This is a genomic window from Streptomyces sp. NPDC048370 (assembly GCF_043200825.1).
GTDB lineage: Bacteria > Actinomycetota > Actinomycetes > Streptomycetales > Streptomycetaceae > Streptomyces.
Genome location: NZ_JBICYI010000003.1, coordinates 575,343 through 589,589, shown reverse-complemented (window position 1 = coordinate 589,589; position 14,247 = coordinate 575,343). Strand labels below are relative to the sequence as shown.

Below are 14,247 nucleotides of genomic sequence, written 5' to 3'. Positions count from 1 at the left end.
TGTCTTCGGTCAGTTCCGCAGCAGTCCGGTCGCGAGGCCGATCACCACCGGGGCCACTCCCACCGCCAGGAAGGCGGGCAGGAAGCAGAGCCCCACGGGCGCGGTGATCAGGACCTGGGCCCGCTGGGCCCGGGCCGCCGCCTTGCGGGCCCGGTCGGCGCGCAGGTCGGCCGCGTGCCGTGAGACGGCCTCGGCGGCGGGCGCCCCGGAGGAGCCGGCCCGTTCCAGGCAGCGGGCCAGGCCCTCGGCGCCGGGTATCTCGCCGAACCTCCGCCACACGTCGGCCGGTTCCCCGCCGAGCCGCAGCTCGGCAGCAGTCCGCATCAGCCGCTCGCCGACCGGTCCGCCCAGCGACCTCCCGACCGCCTCCGCCGCCTCGCCGGGCCCCGCTCCGGCGGACGCGCAGGCCGCCAACAGGTCGGCCGCGAGCGGCAGCTGCCGTACGGCCTCCTCGTCGCCGGTCGCCTGGACGCGGCGCGCGCTCCACCGTCGTACGCCCCAGCCCGCCGCGGCCCCCGCCAGGACCCCCAACACCCCTCCGATGAGCGCCCAGCCGACGGCCGCCGCCCCGAGCGGGGCGGCCCAGGTCCGCAGCCAGAGCGGACATCCACTCCCGAGCCACCGTCGGCCGCGGGCCGGCTCGATCTCCAGGAGAGCTTCGATCCGCTTCCTGGTCCGCCGCTCGCGGCGCCGGTCGGCCACCGTCCAGGCCGCCCAGGCGAGCGAGGCGAGCACGACGCCCGCCCCCAGCCTGTGGACGAACTCCCCGCCAGGACCAGCAAGGTCCTCCAGACCCGCCACTCCGGTCACACCCGCTCCCCTCCTCGGACGATCCGGCCCGCCCACCACAGGCCGGCCGCTTCCAGGGCCGCGCCGACGGCCAGACACCCGAGGCCCACCGGCGTGTGCAGCAGCACGTACAGCGGGCGCGCCCCGAGCGCCGAACCAAGGACGAGCCCGACGGCCGGGAGTACCGCGAGGACGGCCACCGTCGCCCAGGCCCCGGCCAGTTGGGCCCGCAGCCTCTCCCGCTGGTCCCGGTGCTCCCGCAGCGCGGCCTCCAGCCGGTCGAGCCCTGCGGCCAGCCCCGCGCCGCCGTCCACCGCGACCTGCCAGCAGGCCGCCAGACCGGCCAGCCCGTCCGCCCCGTCCTGTCGCGCGGCGCTCTGCAACGCCCGCGCCACATCGCCGCCGAACCGGGCCGCCGCGAGGACCTCCGCCTCCTCCTGCGGCCCGAGCGCCCCGGTCGCCCTGAGGCCGAACAGCAGGGCGGGTGCGGGCTGCCGCCCCGCCCGCAGCTCGGCCGCGACCGCGCCGCAGAGACCCACCACCGCGTCGGACCGCGCCTCCCGCTCCCTGCGGAGCGCCGAGTCCCGCAGCCGGCGCCCCACCAGCGGCACCGCAAGCGCCCCCGCCACCAAGGGCAGCGGTGACTCCCCGAGCACCGCCAACACCGCCGCCACCGGTAGGCAGAGCCAGGCCCGCCGCCCCCGCACGGCGGCCCACCAGCGCACGCCGACCGCCCGCAACGACGGCCCCGTCAGCCCCGGATCCCGGTGGTCCCCCACAGCCCCCACGCCCGCGAGCACCAGGCGCGCCCTGCGCAGCCCCTGCTCCCGCTCGGCCACCCGCCACAGCGCGGCCACGGCGCACAGCACCGCCGCGCCCTGGGCCACCGCCCACTGCTCCCCCGTCACGAGCCACCCCCGATCAGCGACCGCAGCCGCTCCCAGCCCCGCTCCCGCTCGAACCCGGCGGCTCCCCAGCGCAGCGCGGGCACGGTCACCACCAGCCCCTCCCGATCCCGCTCCAGGACATGGATCTCCGCGATCCGCCGGAGCCCCGCCCGATCCCGTACGAGATGCAGCACGGCCGAGAGGCCCGCCCCCAACTGGCTGTGCAGCGCCGCCCGGTCGAGCCCTGCGGCCGTCCCGAGGGCTTCGAGGCGGGCCGGTACGTCCGCCGCCGTGTTGGCGTGGAGCGTTCCCGAGCCGCCCTCATGGCCCGTGTTCAGAGCGGCCAGCAGATCGACCGCCTCACCGCCCCGCACCTCGCCGACCACGAGCCGGTCGGGCCGCATCCGCAGCGCCTGCCGGACCAGGTCCCGCAGGGTCACCAGACCCGCGCCCTCCTGGTTCGCCGGTCGCGCCTCCAGGCGCACCACGTGCGGATGGTCGGGCCGGAGCTCGGCGGAGTCCTCGGCGAGGACGATCCGCTCCCGCTCGCCGACCAGGCCGAGCAGCGTGGACAGGAGCGTCGTCTTCCCCGACCCCGTCCCTCCGGAGATCAGATACGAGACCCGGGCCTCGATCAGGGCCCGCAGGATCCGCTCCCCGCCCGGCGGGACCGTGCCCGCCCGGGTCAACTCCCCCACGGAGAAGGCCCGGGGCCGCACCACCCGCAGCGACAGACACGTCGACCCGACGGCCACGGGCGGCAGCACCGCGTGCATCCGCGTCCCGTCCGGGAGCCGGGCGTCCACCCAGGGCCGGGCGTCGTCCAGGCGCCGTCCGGCGACCGCCGCGAGCCGCTGCGCCAGCCGGCGCACGGCCGGAGCGTCCGGGAAGCGGACCTCGGTCAGTTCGAGACCGGCGCCCCGGTCGACCCAGACCCGGTCGGGGCCGGAGACCAGCACATCGGTGACGGCGGGATCGGCGAGCAGCGGCTCCAGCGGTCCGCTGCCGACCAGTTCGCTGCGCAATGCCTCGGCCGCGCCCAGGACTTCCGCGTCCCCCAGGAGCCGGCCCTGCGCCCGCAGCGCCGCCGCGACCCTGGCCGGTGTCGGCTCGGCCCCGCTCTCGGCGAGCCGCTGCCGCACCGCCTCCAGGAGCCCCGCGCCGCCCCCGTGCGTCGTGGCGGTCATGAGACGGCCTCCGGGGCGAGCGCGCACTCCCAGAACGCGGCGCAGAACCGGCCGAGCGGTCCGCGCGCCTCGCCGCCCGGCGGCGCCCCGCGGTCGAGGGCGGCCAGGAGGCCCGGGTCGTGCGGGAGTTCCCCGGCGAGCGGCAGCCCCAGGGTGTCCGCGACCCACTGCTCGTCGATCCCGGGCGCGTACGGCCCGCGCACCACCGCGCGCAGGTCGCTCAGCACCCCGCCAGCGAGGGAGGCGACCCGGTGGGCGGCGGCGACGGCCCGCAACTCGCCGGGGACGACGAGGAGTCCGAGATCCAGCTGGGCCAGCGCCTCCGTCACCGCCTCGTCGATCCGGCGGGGCAGGTCCACGACGACGATGCCGCCCCTCCTGCGGGCGGCCGCGAGCACCGCTCGCATGGCCTCGGCCGGGACGAGGACCGCGTCGCCCCGGTCCCAACTGAGCACCCGCAGCCCGCGCACCGAGGGCAGCGACTCCTCCAGGGCGCCGCCGCCGACCCGCCCCTTGGAGGCGACGAAGTCGGGCCACCGCCGGCCCTCGGCCCGCTCCCCACCGAGCAGGACGTCGAGCCCGCCCCCGAGCGGGTCGCCGTCCACGAGCAGGGTGCGCCGCCCGGTCCTCGCGGCGGCCAGCGCGAGCGCGCAGGCCAGTGTGGAGGCCCCGGCTCCGCCGCGTCCGCCGATGACGCCGACGGTCAGGGCCGGTCGGCCCGCGCCCTCGGCCGCGTCGGCGATGCGGTCGACGAGCCAGCTCTCGGCGTCCGGCAGCCGCAGCACGCAGTCGGCGCCGATCTCGACGGCCCGTCGCCACACCTCGGGATCGTCGGGATCCTCACGCTCCCGGCCGACGAGGATCACCCCCTGCCTGCGCGCCGCGCCCCGGCAGCGGGCCGCGGCGTCGTCGCCGACCAGGACGAGCGGGGCGTCGCCCCAACTGGCGCGGTGCTCCGGCACCGTGTGGTGCACCTCGGGCTCGGCTCCCGCCGCGGCGCACAGCCGCAGCAGGTCGTCGAGAAGCGCGAGGTCCTCGGTCACGATCAGCGGCCCGGCCGCCCGGCCGGCACCGGACGGCCTCACCGCACCCGACGCCCCGCCCGGCCGCCAAGCCCTCGCCGCACCCGACGCCCTGTCGCCCCGCGCAGCCCCCGCCGCCCGGTCCGGCGACGAAGCCCGGTCCGGTCGCGAAGCCCCCGCTGCCCCTGCCGTCCTCGCCGCCCTCGCGGCTCCCGCAGTTCTGAAAGTCATGGTTCCGGCCACAGCACACGCCCCCTGTCGATGCGATCCCGTCCGCGGCCGTCGCGCGGCCGAGATCGGGGATTCCTTCCGTCCGCGGAGTTCGCGGTCGGAATCACCGTGGCGCCATCCCGGAAATCGTGTGGATCTTGCTCAAAAGCTGTGGATAACCCAGCCCTTGTGAATATCCCCGTGCCCCATACCGGGGATGTCCGGAGAGCATCCCGACCGCTACGCTGAGTGACGAAACGAGGGCATGACGCCATCGCGGCCACCCGGCCGCGGAGAGGGGGAGAGATGAGGATCCGGCGGACGAAAACGCGTCCGGACATGCGACGACCCCCGCCGGGGGGGAGAGCGGGGGTCGTCTCTCCGGCCGACTCGGGGGGGGAGGAGCCGGACCGGGTTAGCACGGTCGCGAACGATCCGTGACTTCCATGGTGTACCCGAGAGCCTTCTCAGGCAAACCCACACGCCCGAGCGTACGCCGAATGGCGGGCACCTATGCTCGGCTCGTGGAAAACCACTCGTTGCCGCGCACAGCCGCCTTCTTTGACCTGGACAAGACGGTCATTGCGAAGTCGTCGACGCTGACCTTCAGCAAGTCCTTCTACCAAGGCGGACTGATCAACCGCCGTGCCGTCCTGCGGACGGCCTACATCCAGTTCGTCTTCCTCGTGGGCGGCGCCGACCACGATCAGATGGAGCGGATGCGGGAATACCTTTCCGCGCTCTGCAAAGGATGGAACGTCTCGCAGGTCAAGGAGCTCGTCGCCGAGACCCTGCACGAGCTGATCGACCCGATCATCTACGACGAGGCGGCGTCCCTCATCGAGGAGCACCACGCCGCCGGCCGTGACGTCGTGATCGTCTCGACCTCGGGCGCCGAGGTGGTGGAGCCGATCGGCGAGATGCTCGGCGCCGACCGGGTCGTCGCCACCCGGATGGTCGTCGGCGACGACGGCTGCTTCACCGGAGAGGTGGAGTACTACGCCTACGGCCCCACCAAGGCGGAGGCGGTCCGGGAGCTCGCGGAGTCGGAGGGGTACGACCTCTCACGCTGTTACGCGTACAGCGACTCGGCGACCGACGTACCGATGCTGGAGGCCGTGGGCCACCCCTACGCGGTCAATCCCGACCGCACGCTCCGCCGGGAGGCCACCGCCCGGGACTGGCCGATCCTGTCCTTCGAGAAGCCCGTCCGGCTCAAGCAGCGGCTGCCCGCGTTCCGGATGCCGCCGCGCCCCGCCCTCCTCGCCGCAGCCGCCGTGGGCGCGGCCGCCGCGACCGCCGGTCTCGTCTGGTACGCCAACCGGCGCCGCCACTCCGCCCTTGCCGATCGCTTTGCCCGGATTTGAGGCGAAAGTAAAGAAGTGGAGCTAGGACTTTCGCTTCCCACTCGACAGGAGTAGAAAGGAATCAGGCCCGCGAGACCTAGGACATCCGAGAGGATCACCTGTTGAGCAAGAAGGCCCCACGGACCATGCACAGAAGCTGAGCACCCACGCGACGTCGACCCGTCGATTACGGGCCAGCCGCACCAGGCGATGGGCAAAGTCCCCGCCTGATGGGCACATATCGAGGACGCTTGGTAACTCGGCAGACGTGCCAGCGGCGGTACCAGGACTGGTACCGCCGCAACCCTTTTCCGGCCGGTCGAGCGGCCGACGGACAGCAATCAGGCCGCGCCGCGCTGCAGCGCCTCGCAGACCGCCGTCGACTCCCGGACCCCCAGCTCCACGGCCCGCCCGCAGTGGGCGATCCAGGCGGCCATGCCCTCCGGAGTCCCCGACAGGTACCCCTCGAACGCGGCGACGTACGCCGCCCGCCCCTGCTCCGCGTGTCCGACCTCGGCCGGGCAGATCGACTTGGGGTCGAGCCCGCTGCCGATCAGCACGATCCGCTCGGCGGTCCGGGCGATCAGCCCGTTGTACGAGGTGAAGGGGCGCAGCGCGAGCAGTTCGCCGTGGACCACGGACGCCGTCACCAGCGCCGGGGCCGTACCGCCCGCGATGATCAACTCGGAGAGTCCGTCGAGCCGCCCCGCGACCTCCGCCGGGTCCGGCAGCGGCGCCTCGATCAGCGGTTCGTCGACCGTCTCGCCGAGCTGCCGAGGCCTGCCGACCGAGTCGGCCACCTCGCCCGGGGCAGCCCCGAGCGCCGCGTCGCCGACCGCGACCAGGTGCAGCCTGGCGAGCACCCGCAGCGGCGACTGGCGCCAGATGGAGAGCAGTTGGCCCGCCTCGGCGCCCAGCCGCAGGGCCGCGCCCACGGTCCGCGCCTCGCTGTCGCCGCCGAAGTCGGTGCGTCGGCGGACCTCCTCAAGGGCCCAGTCGGCACCGGAGAGCGCGGCCGAGCCGCGCGCCCCGCGCAGGGCGGCCTCGGAGGTGATCTCGTTGCTGCGGCGCCGCATCACGCGGTGTCCGTAGACCCGGTCGACGGCCTTGCGTACGGAGTCCACCGAGTCGGCGACGCCCGGCAGGGAGCCGAGGGCGGCCAGGGGGTCAGAGGCGTGCGTACTCATAAGTAGGGAGGCTACGCGCCCGGGACGCCCACCCCACGTTGGAGTGGTCTTCTTCACGGACCTTGACCACCCGACGCAATCATGCCGCTACGCTTCGTGAACATGAAGATCGCTTTCGTAGGGAAGGGCGGCAGCGGCAAGACCACGCTGTCCTCGCTCTTCATCCGCCATCTCGCCGCCAATGAAGCCCCCGTCGTCGCGGTGGACGCCGACATCAACCAGCATCTCGGGGCCGCGCTCGGGCTCGACGAGGCCCAGGCGGCGGCGCTGCCCGCGATGGGCGCGCATCTGCCGATGATCAAGGAGTACCTGCGGGGCTCCAACCCGCGGATCACCTCGGCGGACTCGATGATCAAGACGACCCCGCCCGGGGAGGGTTCGCGGCTGCTGCGGGTCCACGAGGACAACCCGGTCTACGAGGCCTGCGCGCGGACCGTGCGCCTCGACGACGGCGACATCCGCCTGATGGCGACGGGCCCGTTCACCGAGTCCGACCTGGGCGTGGCCTGCTACCACTCCAAGGTGGGCGCGGTGGAGCTGTGCCTGAACCACCTGGTCGACGGGGTGGACGAGTACGTGGTCGTCGACATGACGGCGGGCTCGGACTCGTTCGCCTCGGGGATGTTCACCCGCTTCGACATGACGTTCCTGGTCGCCGAGCCGACCCGCAAGGGCGTGTCGGTCTACCGCCAGTACAAGGAGTACGCGCGGGACTTCGGTGTCGCACTCAAGGTCGTCGGCAACAAGGTGCAGGGCCAGGACGACGTGGACTTCCTGCGCGCCGAGGTGGGCGACGACCTGCTGGTGACGGTGGGCCACTCGGACTGGGTGCGCGGAATGGAGAAGGGCCGGCCGTCCCGCTTCGAGCTCCTGGAGGCGGACAACCGGATGGCGCTCCAGGCCCTCCAGAACGCGGCCGACGACTCGTACGCCGATCGCGACTGGGAGCGGTACACGCGCCAGATGGTCCACTTCCACCTGCGGAACGCGGAGAGCTGGGGCAACGCCAAGACCGGGGTCGACCTGGCGGCGCAGGTCGACCCCGGTTTCGTCCTCGGCGAGGAGCTGGCCGTCCCCCAGCCCAGCTGACGGCCGGCCGGCCGAAGGGTCAGTTCTGGGCGGGCTTCCTGAGCGCCGGGGCCGCCCCGGCCAGGGGCTCCGAAGGAGCCAGCGGCTCGGACGGGGCCAGCGGCTCGGACGGGGCCAGCGGCTCGGACGGAGCCAGCGGCTCGGACGGAGCCACGGGCTGGGGGGCCAGGAAGGTCGCCCAGCCGCCCGCCGGGGCCTCGCCGACCTTCAGGGTCCGCATCTTCGCGATCACCGCCGGGTCCTGGGCGTCGAGCCAGTCCGCGAGCTGCCGGAAGGACACGCACTTCACGTCCTTCTGCACGCACACCGTGGCGATGGTCTCCTCGATGGCGCGCATGTACGTGCCGCCGTTCCAGGACTCGAAGTGATTGCCGATGATCACCGGCGCCCGGTTGCCGTGGTACGAGCGGTTGAAGGCCTGCACCAGGCCGTCCCGCATCTGATTGCCCCAGTACGCGTGCATGGACGGGTCGCCCTGGGTCCTGGTACCCGACTGGTTGACCATGAAGTTGTAGTCCATCGACAGCGTCTGGAACGCGCGGCCGGGCACCGGGACCAGGTGCATCGACAGGTCCCACAGGCCGTGGTCCTTCTTCGGCCAGATCTGGTCGTTGACGCCACTGGTGTCGTAGCGGAAGCCCAGCTGGGACGCGGCCTTCACGAAGTTCTGGCGACCCTCCAGGCAGGGGGTGCGGGCGCCGACCAGCTCCTTGTCGTAGTCGAACGGCAGCGGCTGCTCGGCGGTCAGGCCGGAGTTCGACTTCCAGTTCTTCACGAAGGACTTGGCCTGCTTGATCTCGCTCTTCCAGTCCTCGACCGACCAGGTGCCGACGCCGCTCTCCGGTCCGCAGAAGTGGCCGTTGAAGTGCGTGCCGACCTCGTTGCCCTCCTGCCAGGCGCCGCGCAGCTCGCGGACGGTGGCACGGATGCCCTCGGCGTCGTTGAAGCCGATGTCCGAGCGGCCCGCCGCGTGGCCCGGCGGGTCGTAGAGCGTGCGCTTGTCCTCGGGCAGCAGGTACACGCCACTGAGGAAGTACGTCATGGTCGCGTCGTACTTCTGGCCCACCTTGCGGAAGTGCGAGAAGAGCTTCTGGCTGTCCTCGCCCGCGCCGTCCCAGGAGAACACCACGAACTGCGGGGGCTTCTGCCCCGGCTTCAGCTTCTCCCAGACGGGCTGGCGCGGCTGCGCGCCGGTGAAGGCGGTGGAGCCGTCCCCGATCAGGCGCGGCGCGTTCGGCGCGGCGGCCGGGGCGGGCTTCTTCGCCCCGGGGGCGCCCGTGGGCGGGGTCGTCCCCGACGGATCCGAGCAACCGGCGAGGCCGGTCATCAGAGCGACGGCGAGGGCACCGGCGCCCAGTGCCCTCCTGCGGACTGTGGTCCTTCTCCCGGCGGCTGACATCCGCCCACCTCTCCTCGGTTCCGTACGGGGTGCGAGCGGCGTCAACGTCGCACTACGGACTCCGGAATGATGAAACGACAAGCGGCACGGCGACCGAGTGTCACCCCAACCGGTGAATCATTGCCCTGTTTGCCCCGAAAATAATGCCGCAGTCTTTACTCTCCATTACGATCCATTTACCGAGCGTTGATACTCGCCCGGTCATCCCGCCACTGCACACCGTGACCCACGGCCGCGACCCCCACGTTCGTCCCGCACGAGCCGCGACCGCGCAGCCCCGGAGAAGACGGGAACACATGACGATCTGCCCACCCCTTCGCCGTACCCCCGACCAGCGACCGCACAGCCCACCCGACGGCCCCGCGCGCCGCTTCCGCATCGCGGGCGCCGACGTGTCCGCCTCGATCGCCGTCTTCCTGATCGCGCTGCCGCTCTCCCTCGGCATCGCGCTCGCCACCGGAGCCCCGCTCCAGGCCGGCCTGGTGGCCGCCGCCGTCGGCGGCATCGTCGCCGGCCGGTTCGGCGGGTCGCCGCTCCAGGTCAGCGGCCCCGCCGCGGGCCTCACGGTGGTCACCGCCGAACTGATCCAGCGCTACGGCTGGCGCACGACCTGCGCCATCACCGTCCTCGCCGGGCTCGCCCAACTCGGCCTGTCCGCCCTGCGGGTGGCCCGCTCCGCACTCGCGGTCTCCCCCGCGATCGTGCACGGCATGCTCGCCGGCATCGGCGTGACCATCGCCCTCGCGCAGCTCCACATCGTGCTCGGCGGCACGCCCCAGAGCTCCGCCGTGGACAACGTCCTCGGGCTGCCCGCGCAGTTGACCGACGTGCACACGGCCGCGCTGGCCATCAGCGCCCTCACCGTCGGCCTGCTCCTACTATGGCCGCGCCTGCCCGGACGTACGGGAGGGCTGCTGCGGAAGATCCCGGCCGCCCTCGCCGCCGTGGCCGCCGCGACGGCCGCCGCCGCGCTCTCCGGGCTCGCCGTCCCGCGCGTCGACCTGCCCTCCTGGAGCAGCCACGCGCTGCCCGGACTGCCGGAGGGCCCCGTCCTCGGCATCGCGGCGGGCGTCCTCACCATCACGCTGGTGACCAGCGTGCAGTCGCTGCTCTCCGCCGTCGCCGTGGACAAGCTGGTGGCCGCCCGCGCGGACCACGGCCACGGCGTGCCCCGCTCCCGGCTCGACCGCGAGCTGGCGGGCCAGGGCGCGGCGAACGTCGTCTCGGGCGCGCTCGGCGGGCTCCCGGTCGCCGGGGTCGCGGTGCGCAGCGTCGCCAACGTCTCCGCCGGCGCCGTGAGCCGTAACTCCACGATGCTGCACGGCCTGTGGATCGTGCTTGCCGCGCTCCTCCTCGTCCCCGTCCTCGATCTGATCCCGCTGCCCGCGCTCGCCGCGCTCGTCATGGTGGTCGGCATCCAGATGGTGAGCATCACCCACATCCGCAGCGTCACCCGGCACCGCGAGGTCCTCGTCTACGCGGTGACGCTCAGCGGAGTCGTCCTCGTCGGCATCCTCGAAGGCGTCGCGCTCGGCATCGCGGTGGCCACCGCCGTCGCCATGCACCGCCTCACCAAGACCCGCATCACCCGCGAGGAGCGGGACGGCGCCCACCAGGTGCGTGTGCGCGGGCAGTTGACCTTCCTCGCCGTACCCCGGCTGAGCCGGGCGCTTCACCAACTACCCCAAGGAGCCCGGGTGGTCGTGGAACTGGACGGGTCCTTCATGGACCACGCGGCGTACGAGACCCTGCACGACTGGCAGGCGAGCCATGTGCGGCACGGCGGCGCGGTGGAGATGACCGGCGCGCGGATCGCCGAACCCGACACGACGTCGTCCCACGCCTGCTGCCGCCCCTGGACCCCCTGGCGCAACCACTGCGGCGGGCACCACCACCCCGTCGACGAGACGCGCCGGGCGACCGGTCACCAGCTGGCGAGCGGTATCGGCAAGTTCCAGCGCAACACCGCCCCGCTGGTGCGCGACGAACTCGCGCGACTCGCCCGCGAGGGCCAGCGCCCCTCGCAGCTCTTCCTCACCTGCGCCGACTCCCGCCTGGTCACGAGCATGATCACCTCCAGCGGGCCCGGCGACCTGTTCACCGTACGGAACGTGGGCAATCTCGTTCCGCTGCCCGGCGAGGAGAGCGGCGACGACTCGGTGGCGGCGGCGATCGAGTACGCGGTGGAGGTGCTGCGGGTCCAGTCGATCACCATCTGCGGACACTCCGGCTGCGGCGCGATGCAGGCCCTCATGAGCAGCGCGCCGGACGCCCCGCGGACCCCGCTGCGGCGGTGGCTGCGCCACGGGCTGCCCAGCCTGGAGCGGATGGCCAGCCGCAGCCACGCCTGGGCGCGGATCTCGGGGCGGCTGCCGGCCGACGCGGTGGAGCAGCTCTGTCTGACCAACGTGGTGCAGCAGTTGGAGCACCTGCGGGCGTACGAGTCGGTGGCGCGGCGACTCGCCGAGGGGACGCTGACGCTCCACGGGATGTACTTCCACGTCGGCGAGGCGCAGGCGTACCTGCTGGCCGAACCGGACGAACAGCACCGCTACGAGGACGTCTTCGACCGGGTCGCACCGTCCGGCCCGTCGACCCCGGCCAGCCCGGCCAACTCGTCCGGCCCGTCCAGCACACCCACCACACCCAGTCCGTCCGGCCCGTCCAGTCAGACACCGCCCGGCGACCTGACAGACAACCCGGCCGACGACCGGACCGGCGAGCCGATCACGCCGTCCATGATCGACGATCGAACGGAGGCCCGCGCGTCCTGAACCATCCCGCCCGCGGGTCCGTGAGACTGAGTGGCCCCTTCGTCCCACCGCTCGGGACGGAGGGGCCACCGCGCACCCCCACCGCCTCACAGGTCTAAACCAATTGCCTGGAGGCTCTTGTCACCCGGCCATCTGACTGATGAGCTATGACGCGGGACACATAGGCACATAGGACGCCCTGGGAAAGGGAGATGTCGTGAGCAACGAAAGCCTGGCCAACCTGCTCAAGGAGGAGCGGCGGTTCGCGCCGCCCGCCGAGCTGGCCGCGCACGCCAACGTGACGGCGGAGGCCTACGAGCAGGCCGCGGCGGACAGGCTTGGCTTCTGGGCCGAGCAGGCGAAGCGCCTCACCTGGGCCACCGAGCCGACCGAGACCCTCGACTGGTCGAACCCGCCGTTCGCCAAGTGGTTCGCCGACGGCACGCTCAACGTGGCGTACAACTGCGTGGACCGCCACGTCGAGGCGGGCAACGGCGACCGGGTCGCCATCCACTTCGAGGGCGAGCCCGGCGACAGCCGCGCCATCACCTACGCCGAGCTCAAGGACGAGGTCTCCAGGGCCGCCAACGCCCTGACCGAGCTGGGCGTCACCAAGGGCGACCGGGTCGCGATCTACCTCCCGATGATCCCCGAGGCCGTCGTCTCGATGCTGGCCTGCGCCCGCATCGGCGCCGCGCACTCCGTGGTCTTCGGCGGCTTCTCGGCCGACGCCATCGCCACCCGTATCGAGGACGCCGACGCCAAGCTGGTGATCACCGCCGACGGCGGCTACCGCCGCGGCAAGCCGAGCGCCCTGAAGCCCGCCGTCGACGAGGCCCTCGGCCGCGTGGACCGCGTGGGCAAGGTCCTCGTCGTCCGCCGCACCGGCCAGGACGTGGCGTGGACCGAGGGCCGGGACGTCTGGTGGGACGACATCGTCGCCCGCCAGTCCGCCGAGCACACCCCCGAGGCGTTCGAGGCCGAGCACCCGCTCTTCATCCTCTACACCTCCGGTACGACGGGTAAGCCCAAGGGCATCCTGCACACCTCCGGCGGCTACCTCACCCAGGCGGCCTACACCCACCACGCCGTCTTCGACCTCAAGCCGGAGACCGACGTCTACTGGTGCACCGCCGACATCGGCTGGGTGACCGGGCACTCGTACATCACGTACGGACCGCTGGCCAACGGCGCGACGCAGGTCATGTACGAGGGCACGCCGGACACCCCGCACCAGGGCCGGTTCTGGGAGATCGTCCAGAAGTACGGCGTCACGATCCTCTACACGGCGCCCACCGCGATCCGCACGTTCATGAAGTGGGGCGACGACATCCCCGCGAAGTTCGACCTGTCGAGCCTGCGCGTGCTCGGCTCGGTCGGCGAGCCGATCAACCCCGAGGCGTGGGTCTGGTACCGCGAGCACATCGGCGCCGGGAAGACCCCGATCGTGGACACCTGGTGGCAGACCGAGACCGGCGCGATGATGATCTCGCCGCTGCCGGGCGTCACCGAGACCAAGCCGGGCTCCGCCCAGCGCCCGCTCCCGGGCATCTCCGCGACCGTCGTCGACGACGAGGCCAACGAGGTCCCGAACGGGGGCGGCGGCTACCTGGTCCTGACCGAGCCGTGGCCGTCGATGCTCCGCACGATCTGGGGCGACGACCAGCGGTTCCTCGACACGTACTGGTCCCGCTTCGAGGGCAAGTACTTCGCCGGCGACGGCGCGAAGAAGGACGAGGACGGCGACATCTGGCTGCTGGGCCGGGTCGACGACGTCATGCTCGTCTCCGGGCACAACATCTCGACCACCGAGGTCGAGTCGGCGCTCGTCTCGCACCCGTCCGTCGCCGAGGCGGCGGTCGTCGGCGCGGCCGACGAGACGACCGGCCAGGCGATCGTCGCCTTCGTGATCCTGCGCGGTTCGGCGAGCGAGGACGAAGGCCTCGTCGCAGAGCTGCGCAACCACGTCGGTACGACGCTCGGCCCGATCGCGAAGCCGAAGCGCGTCCTGCCGGTGGCCGAGCTGCCGAAGACCCGGTCCGGCAAGATCATGCGGCGCCTGCTGCGGGACGTGGCGGAGAACCGGGAGCTCGGCGATGTGACGACGCTCACGGACTCGTCCGTCATGGACCTCATCCAGACGAAGCTGCCGAGCGCGTCCAGCGAGGACTGAGACCCGGCTTCGACCCGAGCTTTGACCTGGGCTTCGACCCGGGCCTTGCTCCGGGCTTCGACCCCGGCTTTCAAGGGCGCCCACTCCAGGTCACCTGGGGTGGGCGCCCTTTTTCCACAACGGGCCGGAGTGCGGTCTTGTACTTAAAGTGAAGATCACCGGACACAACCCCCGCTCGTTAGGTAAAGTAAAGATCGCGTCAGAG

Annotated in this window: 10 protein-coding genes; 4 read left to right on the top strand and 6 right to left on the bottom strand. The window is 72.8% G+C overall.

The genetic code is table 11. The annotated features are described in order from the left end of the window. Positions 1-9 precede the first annotated feature (9 nt). From ACGFYP_RS10120 to ssd, 4 genes are read right to left on the bottom strand one after another with little or no spacing between them, the layout of a single operon-like run. A complete protein-coding gene (locus tag ACGFYP_RS10120; RefSeq protein WP_393489189.1) occupies positions 10-801 on the bottom strand; it encodes a type II secretion system F family protein in 792 nt (263 codons plus the stop codon). Between the two features lie 5 nt (positions 802-806). Continuing rightward, a complete protein-coding gene (locus ACGFYP_RS10115) occupies positions 807-1,697 on the bottom strand; it encodes a type II secretion system F family protein (RefSeq protein WP_393488686.1) in 891 nt (296 codons plus the stop codon). Then, the gene (locus ACGFYP_RS10110) at positions 1,694-2,863 is read right to left on the bottom strand and encodes a TadA family conjugal transfer-associated ATPase (RefSeq protein WP_393488683.1); all 1,170 of its coding nucleotides are present in this window, start codon (positions 2,861-2,863) and stop codon (positions 1,694-1,696) included. Before ACGFYP_RS10110 ends, ACGFYP_RS10115 begins: the two co-directional genes overlap by 4 nt. Next, entirely contained in the window at positions 2,860-3,948 is a 1,089-nt protein-coding gene (gene ssd / locus ACGFYP_RS10105) for a septum site-determining protein Ssd (protein WP_393488681.1), read from the bottom strand. The genes ACGFYP_RS10110 and ssd overlap by 4 nt, the downstream gene beginning before the upstream one ends. A 647-nt stretch (positions 3,949-4,595) precedes the next feature. Between ssd and ACGFYP_RS10100 the strand changes: the two genes are divergently transcribed. Next, the gene (locus ACGFYP_RS10100; protein WP_361956689.1) at positions 4,596-5,462 is read left to right on the top strand and encodes an HAD-IB family hydrolase; all 867 of its coding nucleotides are present in this window, start codon (positions 4,596-4,598) and stop codon (positions 5,460-5,462) included. Positions 5,463-5,782: 320 nt separating this feature from the next. On the opposite strand, the gene ACGFYP_RS10095 is transcribed toward ACGFYP_RS10100, so the two are convergent. Continuing rightward, positions 5,783-6,628 carry an oxidoreductase gene (locus ACGFYP_RS10095; protein ID WP_361956692.1) on the bottom strand — a complete coding sequence of 282 codons (846 nt, stop codon included), beginning with the start codon at positions 6,626-6,628 and terminating at the stop codon, positions 5,783-5,785. Positions 6,629-6,730: 102 nt separating this feature from the next. Between ACGFYP_RS10095 and ACGFYP_RS10090 the strand changes: the two genes are divergently transcribed. Continuing rightward, positions 6,731-7,717, top strand: coding sequence for an ATP-binding protein (locus ACGFYP_RS10090; RefSeq protein WP_393488676.1), 987 nt, complete (start codon positions 6,731-6,733; stop codon positions 7,715-7,717). 19 nt (positions 7,718-7,736) lie between these two features. Here the strand turns inward: ACGFYP_RS10090 and ACGFYP_RS10085 are convergent, their stop codons facing one another. Beyond that, entirely contained in the window at positions 7,737-9,116 is a 1,380-nt protein-coding gene (locus ACGFYP_RS10085) for a hypothetical protein (protein WP_393488672.1), read from the bottom strand. Positions 9,117-9,412: 296 nt separating this feature from the next. Here ACGFYP_RS10085 and ACGFYP_RS10080 point away from each other — a divergent pair, with 296 nt between their 5' ends. Both ACGFYP_RS10080 and acs read left to right on the top strand, forming a co-directional pair. Continuing rightward, positions 9,413-11,890 (top strand): bifunctional SulP family inorganic anion transporter/carbonic anhydrase, encoded by a 2,478-nt coding sequence (locus tag ACGFYP_RS10080; RefSeq protein WP_393488667.1) that lies wholly within the window; start codon positions 9,413-9,415, stop codon positions 11,888-11,890. Positions 11,891-12,086: 196 nt separating this feature from the next. After that, entirely contained in the window at positions 12,087-14,042 is a 1,956-nt protein-coding gene (gene acs, locus ACGFYP_RS10075) for an acetate--CoA ligase (protein ID WP_393488663.1), read from the top strand. Positions 14,043-14,247 lie beyond the last annotated feature (205 nt).